At 70.6% G+C, this 22,626-nt stretch carries 20 protein-coding genes and 1 pseudogene; 7 read left to right on the top strand and 14 right to left on the bottom strand.

Annotated elements, in window-relative coordinates; translation table 11 throughout:
* Positions 1-47: 47 nt before the first annotated feature.
* Together V2W30_RS38595 and V2W30_RS38590 are read right to left on the bottom strand one after the other, a co-directional pair.
* Positions 48-668 carry a sigma-70 family RNA polymerase sigma factor gene (locus tag V2W30_RS38595; protein ID WP_338703255.1) on the bottom strand — a complete coding sequence of 207 codons (621 nt, stop codon included), beginning with the start codon at positions 666-668 and terminating at the stop codon, positions 48-50.
* 111 nt (positions 669-779) lie between these two features.
* Positions 780-1,004 carry a hypothetical protein gene (locus V2W30_RS38590; protein WP_338703254.1) on the bottom strand — a complete coding sequence of 75 codons (225 nt, stop codon included), beginning with the start codon at positions 1,002-1,004 and terminating at the stop codon, positions 780-782.
* On the opposite strand from V2W30_RS38590, the pseudogene V2W30_RS38585 reads away from it, so the two are divergent.
* Both V2W30_RS38585 and V2W30_RS38580 read left to right on the top strand, forming a co-directional pair.
* Positions 1,003-1,389, top strand: a pseudogene (locus tag V2W30_RS38585) (MerR family DNA-binding transcriptional regulator); the annotation flags it as partial. The gene V2W30_RS38590 and the pseudogene V2W30_RS38585 sit on opposite strands and share 2 nt — an antisense overlap.
* Positions 1,390-1,478: 89 nt before the next feature.
* Positions 1,479-2,210 carry a cobalamin B12-binding domain-containing protein gene (locus tag V2W30_RS38580; RefSeq protein WP_338703253.1) on the top strand — a complete coding sequence of 244 codons (732 nt, stop codon included), beginning with the start codon at positions 1,479-1,481 and terminating at the stop codon, positions 2,208-2,210.
* Between the two features lie 179 nt (positions 2,211-2,389).
* Here V2W30_RS38580 and V2W30_RS38575 read toward each other — a convergent pair whose 3' ends face one another.
* The 3 genes from V2W30_RS38575 to V2W30_RS38565 form a co-directional block, all read right to left on the bottom strand.
* On the bottom strand, positions 2,390-2,593 hold the full coding sequence (locus V2W30_RS38575; protein ID WP_338703252.1) for a cold-shock protein: 204 nt from the start codon (positions 2,591-2,593) through the stop codon (positions 2,390-2,392).
* 465 nt (positions 2,594-3,058) lie between these two features.
* Positions 3,059-3,547: a hypothetical protein gene (locus V2W30_RS38570; protein ID WP_338703929.1), complete on the bottom strand. Its 489-nt coding sequence runs from the start codon at positions 3,545-3,547 to the stop codon at positions 3,059-3,061.
* A gap of 1,798 nt (positions 3,548-5,345) precedes the next feature.
* Complete coding sequence (locus V2W30_RS38565; protein WP_338703251.1) at positions 5,346-5,909, bottom strand: TetR/AcrR family transcriptional regulator; 564 nt, start codon at positions 5,907-5,909, stop codon at positions 5,346-5,348.
* A gap of 147 nt (positions 5,910-6,056) precedes the next feature.
* Between V2W30_RS38565 and V2W30_RS38560 the strand changes: the two genes are divergently transcribed.
* From V2W30_RS38560 to V2W30_RS38545, 4 genes are all read left to right on the top strand, one after another.
* Positions 6,057-7,526: an MFS transporter gene (locus V2W30_RS38560; protein WP_338703250.1), complete on the top strand. Its 1,470-nt coding sequence runs from the start codon at positions 6,057-6,059 to the stop codon at positions 7,524-7,526.
* Between the two features lie 226 nt (positions 7,527-7,752).
* A complete protein-coding gene (locus V2W30_RS38555; protein ID WP_338703249.1) occupies positions 7,753-8,730 on the top strand; it encodes an alpha/beta hydrolase in 978 nt (325 codons plus the stop codon).
* 386 nt (positions 8,731-9,116) lie between these two features.
* Positions 9,117-10,235 carry a ribosome small subunit-dependent GTPase A gene (rsgA, locus tag V2W30_RS38550; RefSeq protein ID WP_338703248.1) on the top strand — a complete coding sequence of 373 codons (1,119 nt, stop codon included), beginning with the start codon at positions 9,117-9,119 and terminating at the stop codon, positions 10,233-10,235.
* Positions 10,236-10,252: 17 nt separating this feature from the next.
* Positions 10,253-10,999, top strand: coding sequence for an SAM-dependent methyltransferase (locus V2W30_RS38545; RefSeq protein WP_338703247.1), 747 nt, complete (start codon positions 10,253-10,255; stop codon positions 10,997-10,999).
* 355 nt (positions 11,000-11,354) lie between these two features.
* Here the strand turns inward: V2W30_RS38545 and V2W30_RS38540 are convergent, their stop codons facing one another.
* Both V2W30_RS38540 and V2W30_RS38535 read right to left on the bottom strand, forming a co-directional pair.
* A complete protein-coding gene (locus V2W30_RS38540; protein ID WP_338703246.1) occupies positions 11,355-12,044 on the bottom strand; it encodes a haloacid dehalogenase type II in 690 nt (229 codons plus the stop codon).
* A complete protein-coding gene (locus V2W30_RS38535) occupies positions 11,956-12,480 on the bottom strand; it encodes a restriction endonuclease (protein ID WP_338703927.1) in 525 nt (174 codons plus the stop codon). Before V2W30_RS38535 ends, V2W30_RS38540 begins: the two co-directional genes overlap by 89 nt.
* A gap of 404 nt (positions 12,481-12,884) precedes the next feature.
* Here V2W30_RS38535 and V2W30_RS38530 point away from each other — a divergent pair, with 404 nt between their 5' ends.
* On the top strand, positions 12,885-13,592 hold the full coding sequence (locus V2W30_RS38530) for a class I SAM-dependent methyltransferase (RefSeq protein ID WP_338703244.1): 708 nt from the start codon (positions 12,885-12,887) through the stop codon (positions 13,590-13,592).
* On the opposite strand, the gene V2W30_RS38525 is transcribed toward V2W30_RS38530, so the two are convergent.
* The 7 genes from V2W30_RS38525 to V2W30_RS38495 all read right to left on the bottom strand — a co-directional run bounded on the left by V2W30_RS38525 (position 13,589) and on the right by V2W30_RS38495 (position 22,595).
* Positions 13,589-14,470 (bottom strand): shikimate dehydrogenase, encoded by an 882-nt coding sequence (locus V2W30_RS38525; protein ID WP_338703243.1) that lies wholly within the window; start codon positions 14,468-14,470, stop codon positions 13,589-13,591. The genes V2W30_RS38530 and V2W30_RS38525 overlap by 4 nt on opposite strands.
* A gap of 166 nt (positions 14,471-14,636) precedes the next feature.
* Positions 14,637-15,371 (bottom strand): ABC transporter ATP-binding protein, encoded by a 735-nt coding sequence (locus V2W30_RS38520; RefSeq protein WP_338703242.1) that lies wholly within the window; start codon positions 15,369-15,371, stop codon positions 14,637-14,639.
* Entirely contained in the window at positions 15,368-17,200 is a 1,833-nt protein-coding gene (locus V2W30_RS38515; protein ID WP_338703241.1) for a branched-chain amino acid ABC transporter ATP-binding protein/permease, read from the bottom strand. The genes V2W30_RS38520 and V2W30_RS38515 overlap by 4 nt, the downstream gene beginning before the upstream one ends.
* The gene (locus V2W30_RS38510; protein ID WP_338703240.1) at positions 17,197-18,066 is read right to left on the bottom strand and encodes a branched-chain amino acid ABC transporter permease; all 870 of its coding nucleotides are present in this window, start codon (positions 18,064-18,066) and stop codon (positions 17,197-17,199) included. The genes V2W30_RS38515 and V2W30_RS38510 overlap by 4 nt, the downstream gene beginning before the upstream one ends.
* A 7-nt stretch (positions 18,067-18,073) precedes the next feature.
* Positions 18,074-19,234 carry an ABC transporter substrate-binding protein gene (locus tag V2W30_RS38505; protein ID WP_338703239.1) on the bottom strand — a complete coding sequence of 387 codons (1,161 nt, stop codon included), beginning with the start codon at positions 19,232-19,234 and terminating at the stop codon, positions 18,074-18,076.
* 110 nt (positions 19,235-19,344) lie between these two features.
* Positions 19,345-21,096, bottom strand: coding sequence for a thiamine pyrophosphate-binding protein (locus tag V2W30_RS38500; protein ID WP_338703238.1), 1,752 nt, complete (start codon positions 21,094-21,096; stop codon positions 19,345-19,347).
* Positions 21,093-22,595, bottom strand: a complete 1,503-nt coding sequence (locus V2W30_RS38495) for an aldehyde dehydrogenase family protein (protein ID WP_338703237.1) — start codon at positions 22,593-22,595, stop codon at positions 21,093-21,095. Before V2W30_RS38495 ends, V2W30_RS38500 begins: the two co-directional genes overlap by 4 nt.
* Positions 22,596-22,626 lie beyond the last annotated feature (31 nt).

The raw sequence follows: 22,626 nt of genomic DNA, 5'->3' as shown, positions 1-22,626 counted from the left end.
GGTGGGCTCCTGGCTCCGGAAGGGAGCGCGGCCGGCGACGGACGCCGTCAGCCGCGCGCCGCGGAGAAGTCGCTGCGTACGAGCCGCTCGCGCAGGCGGTGCATTCCCCGGCGGGCGTGGCTCTTCACCGTGCCCAGGGGCAGTCCGGTCCGCTCGGCGATCTGGGGCTGGGTCAGGTCTTCGTAGAAGGCGAGCTCCAGCACCCGGCGCTGCGGTGCGGGCAGGTTGGTCAGCTCGTGCTGGACGACCACCTGGTCGAGGACGTGGTTGGCCATGTCGTGGGTCACCTGCGCGGTGACGTTCAGTGCGGCGCCGGACGCGGCCACCAGTTCCGCGCGGCGGGTCCGGGCGCTCAGCGCGTCGGCCACCTTCCGGCGGGTGATCCCCACGAGCCAGCCGGCGAGCGTGCCACGCGCGGGGTCGAAGCCCGAACGGCCGCGCCAGGCGGCGAGGAAGACCTGCTGGCAGACGTCCTCTGCCTCGCGAGGGTCGCCGAGAGAGCGGTGGGCCAGCGTGTGCACGAGCGTGCCCCACCGCTGGTAGGCGGCCTCCAGGGCTGCTTCCTGCCCGTCCCGCAGGCCGACGGCCAGCTGCTCGTCGGCGCGGGACTCCTCGACGGGAGCCCAGGGGGCGGGCGTCGGCGACTCGATGGCGGGTTGAGCAGTCATGGGAGGAACCCCTTCGCCTCTGGCTGGTGACCCCACCTTCGCCAGCCCGGGCGCCGCCGCTCCACTCGCGTCGAATATGCATTGTTTTACGGCAGGGCGGCCGACGGCCCCTCAGAGCCGACGGCTGATCGCCTCCCAGACCGACGCGGGCGGTGGCGTCGGCGCCTGGCCGCCCGCCCGCCCGGCCACCAGGGCCCGGCGGAACTCGGCGACCGCCGACCGGCAGGTACGGCACCGGTCCACATGCCTCTTCGTCGCGCTCGACGCCTCCTCACCCAGTACGAAGAGGGCCAGATCCCCGAGGGACGGATGCCGGTCCCGAAACGGCGCGCGCATGAGCCACCTCCGCTGGGGCGCTGGGCAGGATGAGACGAGCGCATCCCCGTTCCAGCCTCTCCCCTACCGTTCCGCGAACGCGGGGTCCGCGGATGCGCGCCACACCCGAACGACCTTCAGAAGCCTTGTTCAGGCCCCCCGGGCTGTCATGCAGCGATTTTGCGTCGTATGGTCAAAGCATGGACGATTCTGCACGAGGCCCACGGTGAGCGAACCCGTGAGCGCCGTCGACGGCGCCGGAATGACGACGGGATCTCTGGCCCGGCGCCTCGGCATCTCCCCGACGACGCTGCGCTCCTGGGATCAGCGCTACGGACTCGGCCCTGCCGTGCGTGACGCCGGCCGGCACCGCCGCTGGTCGGAGGACGACGTGGCGATGCTCGAGGAGATGTGCCGACTGACCGCGGCCGGAGTACCTCCCGCCGAGGCCGCCCGGGTGGCGCGGGAGCGCGCTCGCGCGGGTCACCCCCGCCGATGTCGCAGCCCGCCTCGGCGGACGACACCCTCCAGCTCGACGCACCGGACGGCGCGGCGCCGCGGGCGGGCGCGGTCCGGTCCGAGTGCCGCGGGCTCGCCCGTGCCGCGATGCGCCTCGATTCCGAGTCCGTGCAGGAGCACTTGAACGCGTTCGTGCGCGAGCACGGTGTGGTGGCCGCCTGGGAGGAGGTCATGATGCCGACGCTGCACGCGGTGGGCCGGAAGTGGGAGACCGCGGGCGACCGCTTTGTCGAGGTGGAGCACCTGCTGTCCTGGCATGTGTCGACGGCTCTGCGCAACGCCCCGTTGCTCCTCGACCGTCGGCCGCCCGTCCGCGGAGTGCCGCCGGTCCTGCTGGCCTGCGTACCCGGCGAGCAGCACACGTTGCCGCTGGAGGCGGTGTACGCGGCGCTGACGCTGGCGGGTCTGCCCGTGCGCATGCTGGGCGCCGCGGTCCCGGCCGAGGCGCTGACGGAATCCGTCCGGCGCACCGGTCCCGCCGCCGTGATGCTGTGGTCGCAGTCCCGTTCCTCGGCGAGTACGCCGTTGGCGGCGCATCTGGCCCGCACCGCGTGGGGTCTGAAGGGGGCACGCCAGTACCCTCGCGTCCATCTCGCGGGCCCCGGGTGGGGTCCCACGTCCATCGAAGGAACGAAACGTCCCGGCGGGCTGCGGGAGGCGATGGCCGGATTCAACGAGTTGCTGTCCCCGGCGCGCGACACGAACTGACCGAGGCGTCCATGCGGCGCGCTGGTGCCGGGCCGGTCACGGGCTCGCGAACGGAACACCGCGGCGCTCACGACGGATCGTCAGTTCCGCCGCACCGGCGCTGCGATGGGCCCGGACAGACGCCCTGAAAGCACCGAGCCCGCCCCGGCATGCCGGGGCGGGCTCAGCAGACGTGCGGATCAGGCGGGAACGATGTTCTCGGCCTGCGGGCCCTTCTGGCCCTGGGCGACGTCGAAGGTCACCTTCTGGCCTTCCTGGAGCTCACGGAAGCCGGAGGCGTTGATGTTCGAGTAGTGGGCGAAGACGTCGGGGCCGCCGCCGTCCTGCTCGATGAAGCCGAAGCCCTTTTCCGCGTTGAACCACTTCACGGTTCCAGTAGCCATATTGTCCTCCAAGGGGACTCGTAGTCGGTTCCCGCACCGTGCGGGGACCGGAGGTGGTCGTCCTGGTCCTCAGAGACGCTGAGACAGCAAGCTGCCCGTGAACTCGCTCTCACGGGCGGTACTTCGGAACCATGACTGCTGGCCCTGACGTTACACGGAGAGTCGTCCCTGTAGGGGCCTCTGCCGTTATGGCTGTCTTTTCTTCTGCGCAGGTGGCCACGCCCGGGGCGTTCCTCCTCCTCGGCCGTGCTCGTCTCAGCCCGTCTGCCCACCCGTTGACGGGCCGTGGTGCGGCCGGGCGCCACTTGGTGGTGACGCGTAGCCGGTGGCGATCTCCTTCCGGGCGGTGAAGCCGACGCGCTCGTGCTTCTGGAGAAGGAGATGGGCCGGAGCCGAACAGGGCGGGGCGGACCAGACGTGGCGCTGACGACGATCACTGCAGCGCGCAGCTCGGTGGTTCTCCGGTCAGCGGCGTCGCAGCCGCCACGTCGCGAGCAGTGTGCCTCCGGCGACCAGCAGCGCGGCGGACAGCGCGAGCCACAGGCCGGTGGAGTTCCCGCCGGTCTCCGCCAGGCTGCCGCCACCGGGCGGGCGGGTCGCGGTCGGCTCGCTGGGCTGCGGTTCGCTCGGCGTGGGCGTGGGCTCCGGGGTGCTGGTCGCCGACGGGGACGGCTGCGTGGGCCGGTCCGTGTTCGTGATCGTGCACGTCACGTCGGCTCCGGGGGCCGCCGTGACCTTGCTGTCGTTCACCGGCAGTGCTCCGTCGGTGTCCTCGCAGTCCCAGTCGCCGACGTCGTAGGTGTCCGGGCCGCCCGTTTCGGACAGCGTGTAGCTCCCGGCTTCGATGTCGGCGGCGGTCACCTCGTCCGCCCCGGAGGTTCCGGAGATCCGCGTCGGCCCGGCGGCGGAAAGCGTCCAGTCGGACGGCGCGGCGGTACCGCCGTGCTCGTTCACCAGTGACGTCCGCGGTCCGGGGCGGTCGGTTGTAGACGACGCAACTGACGGCGTTCAGGCTCGGCACGTTCACGGTGAAGGCGGGGGCCGTGGCGGTGCCGGTGTTGGTGACGTCGACCGCGGAACCGTCGTCGAGGTTCGTGCACACCGCGTTCTTGCCGCCCTGGGTGACCAGGTCGTAGCCGGGCTGCTGCGTCTCCGCGACGGTCACGTCGGCCTCGGTGGTTCCCGACGGGTAGGTGGGGGTGAACACGACACCGCCCGTACCGTCGTCGGTCGTGGTCCGGGAGTCCGGCAGGCCGCCCATGCCGCTCGTGGTGGTCGACGCGTCGAACTGCCAGCCCGCGCCCGCGTTCTCGGCGCCGGTCACGTCCTCGCCGGTGTTCTCGCCGGGCACGATCTGCTTGATGACGGACAGGGTCCCGTCGCAGTGGGTGAGCGCCATGTTGTGCAGGGCCTCGCCGGCCGCCGCGAAGTCGTCGGTCTGGTAGTAGTCGGCGGTCGTGGGGTTGGATCCGTCGAAGATCTCCTCGCCGGAGATCGCCCTGAGGTTGAGCCCGGAGACTCCCTCGACGCCCTTGCCGACGCCGACCGCGACGACGCGCTGGCCCTTCGCCTTCACGGCGTTGGCGGCGAAGATGCCGCCCTCGACGTCGGCGAAGTGCGTGTTGGTGCCGTCGCCCGCGTACGGGTTGTTCCAGCGGGTCGGGTTGCCGTCGGTCAGCACGACCACGACGTCGTAGACCGGTTGGGCCTTGGCGACCGCGTACAGGGCCTGGTCCCAGTTGGTGCCCGAGCCCAGGGTCCAGTCCGCGTACTGCGCCTTGAACCGGTCCGCGCCCGCCTTGGTGGACACCGAGATCAGTTCGGGGTTGTTGCCGCTCACCCCGGTGGTCGGCGGTGAGGTCTTGTCGAAGGAGAACAGCGCCATCCGCGACGGGGTCCCGGTGAGGGTGTTCGTCAGCTGGTCGGTGGCCTTCTTGAGATCCGGCAGCGCGCTGCCGACCGAGGACGACAGGTCGAGCACCACGGCGACGTCGAGCCCGCAGGCCTGCGGCATCTCCGGGTTCGTACGGGACTGCTGCCAGATGCCGCCGGAGGCCACGTAGGGGCTCGACGACCAGTTCGTACTGATCATGAAGTCGCTGGTGGAGGAGTACGTCTGACCCTCCGCCAGGGCAGGGGTGCGGAACTGGTACGTCGATTCCACCGAGCCCGAGCCGCTGCCCTTGCCGGTGCGCAGCGTCGCGTTCGTGAACCAGCCTGCGGGCACGCCTCCGTCGACCTGCCGGACCCAGAACCTCTGCCCCGCGTTGGCGCCCCCCGCCGCGGTGTCCGGCACGGTGAAGCTGCAATCGCCGTCGGCGTCGGAGGTGCACCGGGCCCAGGCACCGGTGACCGGGGTGGTGGCGTTCTCGTCGGCGTAGAGGGCGAGTTGCACACCGGGGAGCGCGCCGACGGACGAGTCGCCGTCACGGTCGCCGCCGGTCTTCACCGTGACGACCGACGTGCCCGCCACCGGCACCGGTACTTCTGCTCCGGCCCCCGTGGCCACGGCGGCGCCGCCCAGGACGAGGCTCGCGGCGGCGATCACCGTCCGGCACGATCCGGTCCGCCAGGTCGATCGGACGGTGCGGCTGGCTGGCGGCCTCATGACGAACTCCCGAAGTCAATCAAGTGCGACAAAACGGAAGTTAGCCCAGAAACTATTGATATCAGATCATTCTTTCCCGCCTGCGTGTCGCCCCGAAGCGCTGATCCCGGGGGGCTCAGGGGTGACCTCGCACACCGGTGGGCGTCACAGCATGCGGTCGACCAGTCCGTCGACGTACTCCGGCGTGAGCTCCATGCCGAACAGGACGCGGATGTACATCGGGGCCAGGATGTGGTCCAGGACGTCGAGGGCGTCGGGCGCCCGCTCGCCGCGTTCGGTCGCGCGATCGAGCATGGATTGCAGCTGCCGGGTGCGTTCGTCGCGGAGGTCGTCACGAGCCCGTAGACCCTGTGGGCCGATGCTCGACAGGGCGACGGCCAGGCGCACCAGCAACAGTCCGTCAGGCCCGGTGATCTCACGGGCCACTTGAGCCGCGTACGTCCGCAGGTCGCCGACGAGGTTCCCGGTGTCGGGCATCGGCGACTGCGCGTTGAGGCGGGTGAGCGCCACGTCGGTGAGCAGGGCCTCCAGGCTGCCCCACCGTCGGTAGACGGTGCTGTCGGCGACACCCGCGCGGACCGCCACCTCCCCCACGGTGAAGTTGCCGTAGCCGCGCTCACCGATCAGGTCGGTGACGGCCCGGTGCACCTCGGCGCCGACGCGGGCGCTGCGCCCGCCGGGCCGTCGGGTTCGCTGTGGCTCGCTCATGCCACCCACCTTAACGCAGTTGACTCTTGCGTTTACGATCCGCGCCTCTCTATAGTCGCCTAACGCAGCCGCTGGCTGCTTTAAGGAGTCGGGAGGCCGACCACGTCCGCCGTGGAGCGGCGCACCCGACAACGGAGAGGAATCCCCTTGGCTGCATCGCCTGCGGCCGTCGGCGGTCGACCCCAGCGGGTCGTGCTGCTCACGGTGACCTGCCTGGGCCAGTTCATGGTGCTGCTCGACAACACGATCGTGGGAGCGGCGCTGCCCGATATGCAGCACCGGCTGCACACGGAGCTGACCGGTCTGCAATGGATCGTCGACGCGTACGTCCTGCTGGTCGCCATGCTGTTGCTGTCCGGCGGTGTCTTCGCCGACCGGTTCGGCCGCAAGCGGGTGTACCTGACCGGCGTGGTGGTGTTCACCACTGCGTCCGGGGTGTGCGCCCTCGCACCCTCGCTCGGCTGGCTGATCGCGGGCCGGGTGCTCCAGGGCGTCGGGGCCGCGGCGCTGGCCCCTGCCTCGCTCGCCCTGCTCGCCGCCGCCCATCCCGTACCGCAGGAACGCGTCCGGGCGATCGGGCTGTGGGCCGGACTCAGCGGAATCGGTCTGGCCGCGGGCCCCGTCGCCGGCGGCGTCCTGACGGATGCCTTCGGCTGGCCCGCCATCTTCCTGGTCAACCTGCCGATCGGCGTGATTCTGCTGCTGCTCGGTCTGCGCAGCCTTGAAGAGACCCGCAACCCGAACGCCCACGCGATCGACGTCCCGGGGACGGTCCTGTCCGTTCTGGCGGTGGGGACGCTGACGTACGGGCTGATCGAGGGCGGTGCGCGCGGCTGGACGTCACCGCTGATCCTGGGCAGCTTCGCCGCCGCGCTGGTCCTCCTCGCCGCCTTCATCGCGGTCGAGGCGCGTCGGTCCGCTCCGATGCTGCCCCTGCGGCTGTTCCGGGAGCGCCTGTTCACCGTGTCCAACACCGCCATGGTCGTGGTGGGGTTCGCGCTCATGGGCTCGTCGTTCTTCTTCTCCCAGTTCTTCGTGTACGTCCAGGGCAGCTCGATCCTGCGCGCCGGCCTGCAAACCCTGCCGATGTCGCTCGGGATGGTGATCGTCAGCCCGTACGCGGGCCGGCTCGCCGCCCGGCACGGCTTCCGCGTCGTGGTGACCATCGGCCTGGCGCTGGCCGGCCTGGGGCTGCTCGCGCTCGGGACCGTGCACGCCGACACCGGCTACGGGAACGTGTGGTGGCGGCTGGGAATCGTGGGCGTCGGCTTCGCCCTGACCATGTCGCCGCTGACGGGAGCCGCCATCCAGGCGGTCAGTGCGCGGGAGGGCGGCCTCGCCTCGGGCATCAGCAGCACCACCCGGCAGATCGGCGCGGTGCTCGGCGTGGCAGTGCTCGGAGCCGTCGTCCGCGCCCGGCAGTCCGGCGGCGCGTCCTTCGAGGCCGGGCTCGACAGCGCCTTCCTCGTCGCCGGTGCCGCCACGACGGCCACCGCCGTGTTCACCGGTCTGTGGCTGGCGAGGTCTCATCCCGCGGACGGCTCGGCGGCGCCGCTGCGGTCCGCCGACCCGGCCGAGGTCACCGAGTCGAACAAGGCGTCCACGAGCAGCCGTTGACGGCGAACCCGGGTTCGCCCTGGTACTCGGCCTCGCCTCGGCCGGGGAGGCGGTCCGGCGTGAATTGCTACGGAATGTGACGCCGAGTTGACGTTCCAGGCAGGTCGGCAAACCATGAAATCTGAGCCGCGTACGCGCCCGCGACAAGATCGCGCGGCCGTGGCCAGGGCACATCCGCCATCGCGGCCAGGTCCCTGCAACTTCCTCGTTCTGGAGGCGTGCGAGCATGTCGAACCTGCCTGACCCCGTCACCCCGTACCTTGAGCCCGCTGCCCGCGAACTCGCCGAGGCCACCGACCCCCACCCGCGGATCTACGAGGTTCCGCCCGAGCAGGGCCGGGACATCCTCGCCGGTCTCCAGAGCGGCGAGGGGGTGGACCGGCCGGAGGTCGACGAGGAGTGGGTCGACGTGGACGCCGGCGAGTGGGGCACGGTCCGCACGCGCGTCATCCGCCCCAAGGGTGCCTCCGGCCCGCTGCCCGTGGTCGTCTACATCCACGGCGCGGGCTGGGTGTTCGGCGACGACAAGACCCACGACCGTCTCTTCCGCGAGCTTGTCGTCGGCGCCGGCGCCGTAGGCGTCTTCCCCGTCTACGACCGCGCGCCGGAGGCGAAGTACCCGACGCAGGTCGAGCAGAACTACGCGGTCGGCCAGTGGGTCCGGAAGAACGGCGCCGACCACGGGATGGACACGTCCCGGGTGGCGGTGACCGGCGAGTCCGTCGGCGGGTGCATGTCCGCCGTCTTCGCCCTCATGAACAAGGAGCGCGACGACGGTCTCGACCTGAAGGCCCAGGTCCTGCTCTACCCGGTGACCGACGCGGACTTCGACACCCCGTCGTACCTTCAGTTCGCGGAGGGCTACTACCTCACGCGCGACGGAATGAAGTGGTTCTGGGACGCCTACACGACCGATCCCGCCGAGCGGAAGCAGCACTACGCGTCCCCGCTCCAGTCCTCCCTCGACCAGCTCAAGGGGCTGCCCACCACGCTGGTCATCACGGACGAGGCCGATGTCCTGCGCGACGAGGGCGAGAAGTACGCGAACAAGCTCCGCGAGGCCGGGGTCGACGTGACCTCCGTGCGAGTCGCCGGCATGGTCCACGATTTCCTGCTCCTCGACAGCCTCCGTGACACCCGCGCGGCGAACGTCGCCCGCAAGCTGGCCGTCGACGCGCTGCGGACCGCCCTGCACGACAGCTGACCGCACCACACCCTGTCGCCCCCGCGGTGCACCGCGGGGGCGACAGGGTGTTTCGCGGAGACCGGGGAGACCAAGGACCTCGCCAACCGGGAGGACCCTTGATGACGGGGTGACGGGGTGACGGGGTGACGGGGACCAATATCTGCCCGTCGGCCTCGGTAGTCGCACAGAGGTGCTAGCGTTGTCGGTGAAGTGGCGACCTTGCCACCCATGGAGATCGGAGGAGATGCGAGATGACGGTCGTTGTGACCACCGCTGCGCGCGGTGCCCGACTCGTTCGCATCTCTCGGGTCTCGTCCTGACCTTTCCCCTGCCTGCCTCCCCTCAGTGGGAGTGGTTCCGGCATGTCTGCCGTCCGGCGAGACCCCCTCTCAAGGGTCTCTTCCGTGTTTCCTTCACATGCTTCACCACACTCCTCTGCTCTCTCCTTCCCTTCGCATGACCTGACTCCGGCCGACTACGGCTGGGACGCGGAGCGCGAGCGCTCCTTCGCCCCGTCGAGGGGCGAGGATCTGGTCCCGGGCCGCGTGGTGCGGGCCGAACGCGGTCTGTGCGACGTCGTCGCCGAGACCGGGCCTGTCCGCGCGATGGTCGTGCCGTCCTCGGACACCGGGGACCGGCTGACGCCGTGCACCGGTGACTGGGTGGCCGTCCGGCCCGCGGCCGCGGCCGCGTCGCCCGTCATCGTGGAGGTACTGGAGCGCCGGACCGCCGTGCGGCGCTCCACCTCTTCGCGTACGTCGCACGCCCAGGTACTGGCCGCGAACGTCGACACCGTGGCGGTGGCCGTCTCTCTCTCCGATCCGCTCAAGCTCGGGCGGGTCGAGCGGATGCTCGCCCTGGCCTGGGAGAGCGGCGCCACCCCGGTGGTGGTCCTCACCAAGGCCGACCGGTGCGCCGACCCGGCCTCCGCGGCGGCCGAGGTCGCCGAGGCGGCCCCGGGAGTGGAGGTGCTGGTCACCAGTGCCACCACCGGCGAGGGCGTCGACGTACTCACCGCGGTCCTGTCGGGCACGGTCGTCCTGCTCGGGCCCTCGGGCGCGGGCAAGTCCACCCTCGGCAACCGCCTCCTGGGCGAGGACCTCCTCGCGACCGGCGCGGTGCGCGGCAGCGACGGCAAGGGCCGGCACACCACCGCGTGGCGGGAGCTTCTGCCGCTGCCGCACGGAGGTGTCCTGCTGGACACACCCGGCCTGCGCGGCGTGGGTCTGCACGATGCCGACGACGGCCTCGACCACACCTTCGCCGAGATCACCGAACTGGCCCTGGACTGCCGGTTCGCGGACTGCGCCCACACCGGTGAGCCGGGGTGCGCGGTGCTGGCCGCCATCGAGAACGGACACCTCACCCGACGGCGCCTCGACAGCTACCACCGGTTGCAGCGCGAGAACACCTATGCCGCCTCCCGCACCGACGCGCGGCTGCGCGCCGAGCTGGAACGGCCGAGGAAGGAGATCTCGCGCCATCTCCGTGCCCTCAAGCAGTCCCCGAACTTCAAGGCATGACGGAAAGGAACACGGTCATGGACCTTCCTCGCATCTTCACCATCCGTGAGAGCAGCCACCGGATCCACAACCCGCTGACCGCGGAGAAGCTCGCCGCCCTGGGCGCATCGCTCCACCTCTCCCCCGGGACGCGGGTGCTCGACCTGGCCAGCGGCTCGGGCGAGATGCTGTGCACCTGGGCGCGTGACCTGGGCTTCACGGGCACCGGTGTGGACATCAGCTCGGTCTTCACCGAGCAGGCCCGCGCCCGCGCCGCCGAACTCGGCGTCGCCGACCGGGTCGAGTTCGTCCACGGTGACGCGGCCGGCCACGTCGCCGACCAGCCGGTCGATCTGGCCGCCTGTGTCGGCGCCACCTGGATCGGCGGCGGCGTCGCCGGGACGGCCGAACTGCTCGACCGCAGCCTCCGCCCCGGAGGACTGATGCTGATCGGCGAGCCGTACTGGCGGCGGACCCCGCCGGACGAGGAGACGGCCAAGGCGTGCCACGCGTCGTCCGTCGCCGACTTCCTGCGTCTCCCGGAACTGATCGGACAGTTCCAGGATCTCGGGTACGACGTCGTCGAAATGATGCTGGCCGACCAGGACAGCTGGGACCGCTACGCCGCGGCCCAGTGGCTCAACATGCGCCGCTGGCTCGACCGGAACCCGGCCGACGACCTCGCCCCCGCGGTACGGGAGGAACTCGCCACCGAGCCCGCCGCCTACGCGCGGTACGGGCGTGAGTACCTCGGCTGGGGCGTCTTCGCGCTCATGAAGCGCTGATCCCTCGTCCCGTGCGGGGCCCGGACTGTGCGACGTCCGGCCCCGCACGGGACACGCGCAGGTCAAGGACGGTGAATCGGCGTACGCCGATACGTCGCCTCAGTCGGTACGAGGTCGGCCTCTTGACCGGCCCGTGGTCGGCGATGCGCTCTGCCAGCTCCTCGGGGCTGAGGCCGCGCGCACGTGAGGTAGCGGTCGGCGGCGTGCAGGGTGTTCACGCCGCGCCAGGCGTCAGCAATCCACGCGAGACCGTCGGACATGGTGTCCGATCCTTCCGCAGGCGATGTGGGAAGCGGGGACGAAGGGGCGCGACGAGGAACCGTGCTGCGCCCCTTGAGCCCCCTGGACATGCGCTCTAGGCATGGTCGAGTTGCGCGGCCAGGTCCGCCAGATCGTCGGCGTACAGGTCGAACCGGTCCGTGGGGATGGGCGGGTCGCCGACGGGGCGGGCGACGTACGCGGTGCGCAGGCCGAGGCTTTGCGCTGCGCGCAGGTCCCAGGCGTGGGTGGCGACCATCAGGAGGCGCTCCGGCGGTCGTCCGGAGACGGTGACGGCCAGTTGGTAGACCGCTGGGTCCGGTTTGTAGGTCCGGGCGTCCTCGGCGGACAGGGCCTGGTGCCAGCGGAGTCCGGCATGGGCGTTGAGACCGAGCAGCGCCGTCCGGCTCGCGTTGGAGAGTCCGATCAGCGGGAACCGTTGGGAGAGTCGGGCGAGTCCTGCCACGGTGTCGGGCCACGGCGGGAGCCTGCGACCTGACAGGGCCAGCGCTGATACGGCGTTCGGTTCGTCCACTCCGGCGGCGTCGGCGACGAGGCGGGCGGCTTCGGGGTCGAGGACATCGCTGGTGACGTAGGACCGGGCGCCGTCGAGGATCCGGCGTTGCTCGCGGTCGATGTGCTGCTGCCACAGCGACAGAAGGTGCTCGGCCCGCGGATCGTCGAGAGCGGGGGCGAGTTCACGGATACCGGCGCGGATTCCGGCGGGTTCGTCGACGAGCGTGCCGAGCACATCGAACACAAGGGCATCGATCTCTGTCTCTGACATGAGCGAGGTCTCCTGGGCGACGAAGCAAGCGCGTATGAGGGGCTGTTGATCGAACGCGGTCGGCGACCACCCGGATTCCCGGACCGTACGGACGCCGCCTGCCCCGTGGGCCTGGCCAGGCAGAACGTACCGCCAACCCCCGGGCGGCCTTCGTGAAGCCTCGGCACGTGGTCCTGAACACGGCGACGTCCGCGCCGTGTTCAGGACGCGAGGTACCGACGAATTTCTGCATGTTCTGCGAGGGCACACTGCGCTCGGGCGCGTATTTCTTGACCTGGACGACCAGTTTGCGGCCGTCGGGAAGGTAGCCGATGACGTCGGCGCCCAGGTCGCCGCTCTTGCCGCTGACGACGGCCTTCGTGCAGCCGTCCCGGCGGCACAGATCGGCGACGTAGCGCTCGAAGTCCTGCCAGGACAGGGCGTCGACCTCCGCCATGGACAGTTCCCGCGCCTTCGCCTCCTCCTGCGCCCGCCACCGCCGGTCCTCGTCGACGGCGAGCCGGTGCGCAAGGAGCAGTCTCCAGCCGGCGCCACCCACGACCGCGATGCCTGCCGTCGTCGCCAAGAAGGGCCACACCGTGGCCCAGTTGACGGCGACCCACACCGCGGCGATCAGCGCCACCACGACGCCCCAGAGCTGCAACCGCCTGCGCGTCCGCTTCCTCGTACGTCGACGCCGTCGTCGCGCTGCCATGACTCCCCCACTTCCCCCGCCCGTGGTCCGCGGTGTGAAATGGCCGTTCCGCCCCGGCAAGAGGGCCCGTATCTGCGGAACCGGGTTGCGCGCGGTGACAGTTGGGCGTGGCCGCGGAGCACCGCACCGCGAAGGAGGCATCCCGCATGTCAGACCTGGACAGCCAGACGCCCTACTGGGACGCCGCCGCGGCCACGAAGACGTTCACGCACCCACTGCATCTGCCGTGGCTCACCAGCATCGGCAAGCACGCCGCGATCCTCGACTACGGCTGCGGATACGGCCGCACTCTGCGCGAGCTCACGCACCACGGTTTCGACCATCTCTCGGGCGTCGACACCTCGTCGGCCATGATCGAACGTGCCCGTCGAGCTGGTCTCGGCGCGCGGTTGACGGTTCTGGAGACGCCACCGGCCTCGCCGTTCCCGGATGCGGCCTTCGACGCGGCCGTGCTGTTCGCCGTGCTGACCTGTGTCCCCGACGAGGGTGCCCAGCATCGGCTGATCGCCGAACTCCACCGGGTTCTCAAGCCCGGCGGCGTCCTGTACGTCAGCGACTTCCTGCTCCAGGACGACGAACGCAACCGCGACCGCTACGACCGGAGCGCCTCGCGCCAGGACCAGTACGGCGTCTTCGAGACAGAGGAGGGTGCGGTCTTCCGGCACCACCCCCGTTCGTGGTTCCCTTCGCTGCTGCGCGAGTTCGAGACCGTGGACACGCGGGACATCACCGTGAGCACCATGAGCGGACACGCGTCACAGGGGATCCAGATCCTCGCCCGCAAGCCGGTCTCCGAGTCGGTCTCCGAGCCGATCTCCGAGTCGGACGGGCAGGAGCGGCCGGACAGGACCTAGGTGTGGGCCTGGCCGTCCGCGGTGAGTTCCGCGAAGTCCGCGAGCATGTGGGCGACGGACGGGGCTCGGCCCGTGAACAGGTGGAAGGCCTCCGCCGCTTGGTGGACCAGCATGCTTCCGCCGTGGAAGACCGTGCACCCCACGGCACCTGCGGCGTGCAGAAGGGGCGTCAGGAGGGGGTGGTAGTTGATGTCCGCCACCCAGAGAGCGGGATGCAGGGCCTCCTCGGGCAGGGGCAGTCGCAGGTCGTGTTCGGTGCCGACGGATGACGCGTTGACGAGTCCGTCTGCGTGGGCGAGTCGCCGGGTGGCCTCGGAGGCGGCGCAGGCTTCGGCCCGCTCGGCACCGGCGTGCTCGTTGAGGGTTTTGGCCAGGCCCTCCGCCCGGTCGAGGTGCGGGTCGGTGATCGTCAGGTGTTCGACGCCCGCCGCGAGAAGGGCGTGGCCGACGGCGGCGCCGGCGCCTCCCGCGCCCAGTTGCACGACGCTGCCGAGGGGAGCTCGCGGCAGGTGGCGTGCGAAGGCGGCCGCGAATCCGCCGACGTCCGTGTTGTGTCCGACAGTCTTGCCGTCGCGGGTGAAGACCACGGTGTTGACGGCGCCCACCCGGGTCGCGGTGGGGGCGAGTTGATCGAGGAAGGGCATGACGAGCTGTTTGTAGGGGTGGGTGACGTTCAGGCCCGAGAAGCCGAGGAGCCGCGCGTGCTCGATGCGGTCCCCCAGTCGTTCGCTCCTCTCGTGGAGGGGTGGGTCCATGTCCAGCAGGCGGTACAGGTACCGCAGTCCGTGCCGACGGGCTTCTCGTTCATGGAGTTCGGGGCTGAGGGACTGCCCGATCCCCGCACCGACGAGTGCCAGCAGGTATGAGTTTTGGGTCACGGCAACTCCGCGCACGCTATGGACTATCTAGTTCGTTATGAATATCAGGATGTGCCTGGCGCGTGAAGTCGTCGTGCTCAGGTTCTCGGACGCGACTGCTGCCCGTGCGGGTCGCGGCCTCCGAGACAGGTGGCTCCGTCGGGCGGCCGGTCGACCGCCCGACGGACTAGAGGCCCAGGTAGACCTCGCGCACCCGGGGGTCGTGGCTGAGTTCGGCGGAGCTGCCGGCCATGGCGGCCTCCCCGTTCTCCATGACGATGCAGTGGCTGGTGACCCCGAAGGTCAGCTTGGCGTTCTGCTCCACCAGGAGCAGGCTCAGGCCCTCGTCGCGCAGCCGCAGCAGGACGTCGAGGATGCTGCCGACGAGCTTCGGGGACAGCCCCATGGACGGCTCGTCGAGGATGAGCAGGCGCGGTCTGCTCATCAGGGCCCGGCCCATGGCGAGCATCTGCTGCTGACCGCCGGAGAGCGCGCCTGCGAGCCGGTGCCTCATCTCGCCGAGGACCGGGAACAGGTCGTAGATCTCGTCGAGTTGCTGGTGCACCTCCTTGTTCCAGGCACGTGCGTACGCGCCGAGCAGGAGGTTCTTCTCCACCGGCAGTCCGGGGAAGACGTGCCGCCCCTCGGGGACGTATCCGATCCCGTGCCGGACCATGTCGCGGGCCTTGGCCCTGGAGAGGTCCGTACCGCCGAGCGTGATGCGCCCGCTGGTGCGGGGGACGAGGCCCATCAGCGCCTTGAGGGTGGAGGTCTTGCCCGCGCCGTTGGCACCGATCACGCCGACGGACTGACCGGGTTCGACGGTGAAGCCGATGTTGCTCACCGCGCAGACGCCGCCGTAGTGCACACTGAGGTCTTCCACGGTGAGGCGCGGCGCGGGGCCGGGGAGGGTGGCGTTCACGAGGTGGCCTCCTTGGTGCGCCGCGGCTGCCCGGTGTCCGCGGGCGGATCCGGTACGAGGTCGGTGAGTTCGGAGTCGCCCAGGTAGGCCTCGATGACTTCCGGGGTGGCGACGACCTCCTGCGGGGTTCCCTCCGCGATGACCTGTCCGCTGGAGAGGACCGTGATCTTCTCGCACAGCGACATGACGAGCCCCATGTTGTGTTCGATGAGGATGACGGTGGTGCCGCTGTCGCGGATGGACCGGACGATCCGGACGAGCTGCTGGACCTCTTCGCCGTTGAGCCCGGCGGCCGGTTCGTCGAGCAGGAGGAGGCGGGGGCCTGCGGCCATGGCGCGGGCGATCTCGATACGGCGCTGGATCCCGTACGGCAGGGAGGCGGGGGCCGCTTCGGCGAAGTCGGTCAGGCCGTACCGTTCGAGGACGGCGTCCGCCTGGGCGCGCAGGCGGCGCTCCTGGCGGATGACGCCCGGCTGCCACACGGCGTAGCGCCAGATGGTGTGGGTGCGGGAGCGGTCGAGGGCCACCAGGATGTTCTCGCGGACCGTGAGCTGGCCGAACAGGCGCAGGTTCTGGAACGTGCGGGCCGTGCCGGCCAGCGAGAGGGCGTAGGGGCGGGCGGTGGTGGTGTCGGTGCCGGCGAAGTGGACCGTTCCCGAAGTGGCCCGGTAGAAGCCGCTGATCACGTTGAACAGGGTGGTCTTGCCGGAGCCGTTGGGGCCGACGATGCCGCGGATCTCGCCCGCGTCGACGGTGAGCGAGACCTCGTGGAGGGCCCGCAGGCCGCGGAAGTACTTGCTGACGGCGTCGATGCGCAGCAGGGCGCCCTGGGTGGTGGTGGGCGCGGGTGCGTAGGGGGTGAAGGGGCGCAGTTCGGCACGGGTGGTGCGGTGGCCGCGCCGCCGCCGGTACTGGTCGCGCACGCGGGCGGGGATGCCGGCGAGTCCGGTGGGCGCGAAGACGACCATGAGGACCACGACGACGCCGTAACCGAGTTGGGCGTAGGTGGAGAAGTCGGAGAGCCATTCGCGGACGAGGGTGAGTCCGATGGCGCCGATGACGCAGCCGACGAGGGAGCGGCGCCCGCCGATGATGACCATGGCGAGCAGGATGAACATGTTGCCGATGGAGAAGGTCTCGGGGGCCACGTAGCGGATGAGGCCGGCGTAGAGGATTCCGGCGAGTCCTCCGTAGAAGCTGGCCAGCAGGAAGGCGGTCATGCGCAGGAGCGGGATCTCGGCGCCCATCGCGCCCGCGGCCAGGGAGTCGTCGCGCATGGCGCGCAGTCGGCGGCCGAGAGCGGTGTGGACGACGAACAGGCCGAAGACCAGGCCGAGGGCGAAGACGACGGCTTCGAGGTAGTAGTAGAGGTACTCGCTGGACAGGTCGATGCCGGGCAGAGTCGGTACAGGGATGCCGGAGATGCCGTCCGCGCCGCCGGTGACATGGGCGTTGGTGATCCAGTTGATGAAGCCGAGGGCGAGTCCGAGGGTGACGATGCCCAGGTAGTGCGACTGCATGCGCAGGGCGGGGACACCGACGAACAGGCCGATCGCGACCGAGCCGAGCAGGGCGAGGACGGCCGCTGTCCAGAATCCGTGGCCGGAGTGTGTGGTGAGGATGGCGACGCCGTACGCGCCGACGCCGAAGAAGGCGACCTGGGCGAGGTTGATCTGGCCGGAGATGCCCATGGCCAGGCCCATGCCGATCGCCAGGAGGGCGTAGATCAGGGCGATGTTGACGACGTGGATGGTGTAGCTGCCGAGGCCGTACGGCAGGGCCCAGGCCGCGATCACGATCGCGGCGAGACCGGTGAGTCGTGTCTTCATGCGCGGCTGACCGTCCTTTCGCCGAAGATGCCGGTGGGCCGGATCATGATCGCCACGGTGAACACCAGGAACGTCACGAGGACCGAGTAGCCCTGGAAGTGGCCTGCGGCGTAGGAGTCGAGGACGCCGATCGCGATACCGCCGACGACGGCGCCGTTGATGGAGCCGAACCCGCCGAGCATCGCGGCGGCGAAGCCCTTGATGCCGAGGGCGCCGCCGAGGGAGGCGTCCACGTAGAGCATGGGGCCGACCAGGCCGCCGGCGAGTGCGGCGAGGCCCGCTCCGATGGCGAAGGCGAGGGCGTTGCTGCGGCCCACGTCGATGCCGACGGCGGTGGCGGCCTCGTGATCCATGGCGACGGCCTGCATGGCGGCGCCGCGCTTGGTGCGGGACAGGAAGAAGCCGAGGGCGACGACGGCGAGCGCGGCCACGCCCATGACGAGCAGGTCGTAGGTGCGGATGCGGATGCCGAAGACGTCCAGGGGTGCGGAGGCCAGTGGTGAGGGGACGGCGCGGCCGGTGGTGCCCCAGATGAGGATCGCGACGGCCTGGAGGACGATCCCGAAGCCGATCGTGCCGATCAGCATCAGGTCGAAGTCCTTGTTCTCCAGGGGCCGCAGGACCCGTTCGATGACGAGGCCGATGGCGCCGGTGACGAGGATGGCCACGATCATCGCGACGGCGAAGGGCAGCTCGGAGGTGAGGTAGAAGGTGGAGGCGGCGTACGCGCCGATCATCGCGATGTCGGCGTGGGCGAAGTTGACCAGCCCCATGGTGCGGTAGACGAGCGAGAAGCCCATGGCCACGAGGGCGTAGACGGCGCCGAGGCTGAGTCCGCTGACGAGGGTCTGAAAGGTGTCCTGCACAGCGGCCTCACTTGTGTTCGACGAGCTTGCCGTCGCGGATGACACCGATGGTGGTCTTGGTGATGCCGACGCCGTCCTCGCCGAACTCGAAGTCGCCCAGCAGGCCTTCGTACCGGGTGGCGCGGATCGCGTCGGCGAGCTTCTTGCCCGTGGCGACCTTGCTGTTCTTCAGCGCGGTGAGCACGATGTTGGTGCCGTCGTAGGCCTTGGCGCCGTGGAGTTCGGCCTCCTCGCCGTACGCGGCCTTGTAGGCGGCCGCGAACTTCTGGGCGGCGGGGCTGATCTCGTTGCTCAGGTAGGGGGAGCTGACGAAGGTGCCCTCGACGGCCTTCTTGCCCGCGGTCTCGATGAACACCGGGGTGCCCTGCGGGGCCGCGCCGGCGAAGGGGGCGTCGATGCCCAGGTCGCGGGCCTGCTTCACGATGAGGCCGGCCTCGACCTCTTCGGAGCCGATGAAGACGACCTCCGGCTTCGCGGCACGGATCTTGGTGAGCGCGGCGCTGAAGTCCTTCTGGTCGGTGGTGACGACCTGGTCGGAGACGGGGGTGACACCGAGTTCCCCGGCGGCCTTGGCGAAGGCGTCGTGCTCGCCCTTGCCGAAGGAGCCGTTGTTGCTGATCATCGCGATCTTCTTGAAGCCCTGGTCCTCGACCAGGAACTTGGCGAGGGTGCTGTCGTACGTGGTGCTGGTGGGCCCGTTCAGGAACAGGAACGGGCTCTTCTGCGCGACGAGGGCGTCGGCCTGACCGGAGGTGATGTTGGGGATCTCCGACTGCTTGAGCACGGGGGCCATGGCGATGGTGACGGCGCTCTCCGCGGTGCCGATCATGGCGATGTACTTCTCGCTGGCTATCTTGCGGGCCAGATTGGTGCCGGTGGTGGGGTCGCCCTGGTCGTCGAACGACTTCATCTGGATCGTGCGGCCGTCGATGCCGCCCTTCTTGTTCCACTCGTCGATGGCGAGCTTGGCGCCCTTGTACTCCCAGTCCCCAAGCGAGGAGAGCTGGCCGCTGCGCGCGTCGACAATGGCGATCTTGATGGGGCCCGAGTCGGACCCGGCCTTCTCGGCGGAGTCGCCGGGGGCGCTGCACGCGGTCACCGCCGCCCCGAGGACGAGGGCGCCGACGAGCAGGGGACGTGGTGCGAGCGGGCGGGCGGGGCGGTTCATGCGGTCACCTCATGGCTAGGCGGAGGGCTGGACGGGAGTGGGGGGAGGCGACTCGTTCCCCCGGCGGCCGCGTGGGCGGGCGGCGGGGACGCGCGAGCGCGGGGTGCGGTTCAGACCGCGTCGGCCGGGAAGCGCCCGGCGTAGATGTCCTTGATGTTCCAGTGGCCGGGGGTGGGGACCGGCTCGTTGACCATCGGCACGTCGAGGACGGCCGGGCGGCGGCGCTCGATGGCGTTCTCGAGTGCCTTGCGCAGTTCCGCGGGGGTCCCCACGGCGTAGCCGTCGGCACCGCAGGCCTGCCCGTACCGGGCGAAGTCGGGGCTGTAGGAGTTCCCTTCGGCGTCGGTGAACTCGCACCCGTAGGAGCGGCCGAACGAGGAGGCTTGCAGGTCGGCGATGGTGCCGTGGGCCCGGTTGTTCATGACGACGAAGATGACGGGTGCGCCCTGTTCGACGGCCATGGGGACGGCGGGCAGTTGGGCGCTCATGCCGCCGTCGCCGATCAGGGCGACGACGACCTTGTCGGGCTGGGCGATCTGTACGCCGACGGCCGCGGCGGGTCCGAAGCCCATCGTCGAGGCGCCACCGGGGGTGATGAAGCGGCCCTGCTCGGGCAGTTCGTAGCACTGGGCGACGCCGTTCTTGTTCCAGCCGACGTCGGTGACGAGCACGGCGCTGTCGGGGAGCGTCTCGCGCAGGTCGGTGAGGATGCGCTGGGGGCGCAGCGGGAAGGTGTCGCTGCGGCCGGCTTCGGTGGCGGCGTCGAACACACCGCGCCGGGCGGCGGCGATGGTCTCGCGCAGTCCCGGGCGGGTCACGGGGGTCGCCCGACGCGCGTGGACGGCGGCGCCGATCGCCTCCAGGGCGAGGGTGACGTCGGCGACGGCGCCGATGTGGACCGGATAGTTGCGGCCGATCTCGGCGGGGTCGATGTCGATCTGGATCAGCTTGCTCGGCGGGAAGTTCCAGGTGTGGACGCTGTCCCAGGAACTGGCGTCGGTCTCGGCGAAGCGGGTGGCCAGCGCGAGGACGATGTCGGCGCCCTTGGTGTGCTCATGGGTGGTGTCCAGGCCCCAGAAGCCCGGCATTCCGAGGAGCAGCGGGTGCTGGTCGGCGACGGCCCCCTTGCCCATCAGCGAGTGGGCCAGGGGGATGTCGAGGTGCTCGGCGAGGTCGAGGAGCGCGGTGCGGGCGCGGGGGCCGCGCAGTCCGCCGCCGAAGTAGAGGAGAGGGCGCTCGGCGTGCAGCAGGGCCTCGGCGATCTTGTCGGCGGTGGCCTCGTCGAGGGCGGTGGTGCCGAGGTGGCCGGGCAGCGGGTGGCCGCCGTCGTAGGGGGCGACCGGGCGGTTGAACAGGTCCATGGGGATGTTGACGAGCACGGCGCCGGGCCGGCCGCTGGTGGCGGTCCAGAAGGCGCGCTCGGTGACCCTGGGCAGGTCCTGGACCCGTTGGACCTGCCAGGTGCGCTTGCAGAACGGCTGGTAGATGGCGGTCTGGTCGGCGTCCGCGTGGAGGTTGACCTCCTGGTGCGGGTGGCGGCCGTAGTAGTAGGAGGGGACGTCGCCGGTGATGACGACCAGGGGGACGGAGTCGAGGGCGGCGGTGGCGACGCCGGTGACGGCGTTCATCATGCCGGGGCCGACGTGGGTGAGCAGGACGCCGGGGCGGCCGGTGGCGCGGGCGTATCCGTCCGCGGCGTGGGCGGCTGCCTGTTCGTGGCGGGCGATGACGAACTCGACGCTGCTGGGGCCGAGGGCGTCCAGGAGGGCGATGTTGGTGTGGCCGCAGGTGCCGAAGACGTACTCGACACCGTAGGACTCGAGTTGGGCGACGAGGGCTTCGGCCGCGGTGACGGTGCTCACGAGGTCTCCTTGGGCAGTTCGCGGAGCTCGCCCCAGACGGACAGGCCGCGCAGCATGAGGGTCTTGACGACGGTGTAGTCGTCGATGAGCCAGCGGGGTGCCTCGCGGCCGAAGCCGGAGTCCTTGACCCCGCCGAACGGGACGTGGTCCAGGCGGTAGTTGGAGGATCCGTTGACGATGAGGGCGCCGACCTGGAGGCGCCGCCAGGCGGTGAGGATCCGGCGCACGTCGTGGGTGAACAGGCCGGCCTGGAGTCCGTAGCGGCTGGCGTTGCAGGCGTCCAGGACGGTGTCGAAGTCGTCGTAGGGAATGACCGCGACCAGGGCGCCGAACACTTCGTGGACGACGACGGAGGCGTGGGCGGGCGGCGCGGCGATGATGGTGGGGGCGGCGGTGGCGCCGTCGCGGGTGCCGCCGCGCACCACGGTCGCGCCGAGTGCGGCGGCTTCCTCGGACCACCGCACGACGCGTTCGGCGGCGTCCTCGTCGACCATCGATCCGATGTCGGTGTCCTCGTGCAGCGGGTCGCCGACGACCAGGGCGTCGACCGCGGCGGTGAAGGCGTCGAGGAAGGTGTCGAAGCGGCTGCGGTGGACGTAGACGCGCTGGACGGAGATGCAGCTCTGGCCGCTGTTGCTGTAGCCGTTCCTGGCGCACAGGACGGCGGCCGTCTCGATGTCGGCGTCGTCGCAGACGAGGGTGGCGGCGTTGCCGCCGAGTTCGAGGGCGAGGCGTTTGGCTCCGGCGGCGCGGGCCACGGCGGCGCCGGTGGTGGCGCTGCCGGTGAAGCTGATGACGCTCACCTCCTGGGCCGCGCACAGGGCCGCGCCGATGTCCCCGCCGCCGTGCAGGAGTTGCACGGCCTGGTCGGGCATGCCGCTCTCCAGCAGCAGCGCCACGATCGCGGTGGAGATCGCAGGGGCCTGCGGTGGGGCTTTGACGAGGGTGGTGTTGCCCGCGGCGAAGGAGGCGCCCAGTTTGTGGGCGAGCAGGTTGGCCGGTGCGTTGAACGGGGTGATGGCCAACGCGACGCCGGCCGGGGCCCGGTAGGTCAGGGCGGTGTTGCCGATGCCGGTGTCCCAGCCCGCGACCGGGAGGTTCTCGCCGTCGATCCGGCGGGCCTCCGCGGCGCAGACGGCGAAGGTGGAGGCGACCCGGTCGATCTCGGTGCGGCTGTCCTTGAGCGGCTTGCCGAGTTCCAGGGCGAGCAGCCGGGCGAGCCGGTCGCGGTGCGCGGTCGCCGTGTGGGAGGCGGCTTGCAGGATGTCGGCGCGCGCGGCGGGTGCCAGCGAGGCGACCTGGTCGGCGAACCGGTGGCTGTGGTGCAGGGCCTTCGCGATGTCGGCGGGCGTGGCGGTGGGCGCCCGGCTGACGAGGCGTCTGAGGTAGGGGCCGGTGCGTTCCAGCGCCGGGCCTTCACCGCCCCAGGTTCCGGCGATGAGAGGCAGAGCGTCGACGACATCGGCCGAGTCGGCTGCCTTGAGGAGGTCTTGCAGCATCACATCTCCAGAAAAAACCATCTAGTGGTTT

Source organism: Streptomyces sp. Q6, assembly GCF_036967205.1.
GTDB classification, from domain to species: domain Bacteria; phylum Actinomycetota; class Actinomycetes; order Streptomycetales; family Streptomycetaceae; genus Streptomyces; species Streptomyces citrinus.
The sequence above is the reverse complement of the archived record's forward strand: the minus strand, read 5'-3'. Positions and strand labels throughout refer to the sequence as shown.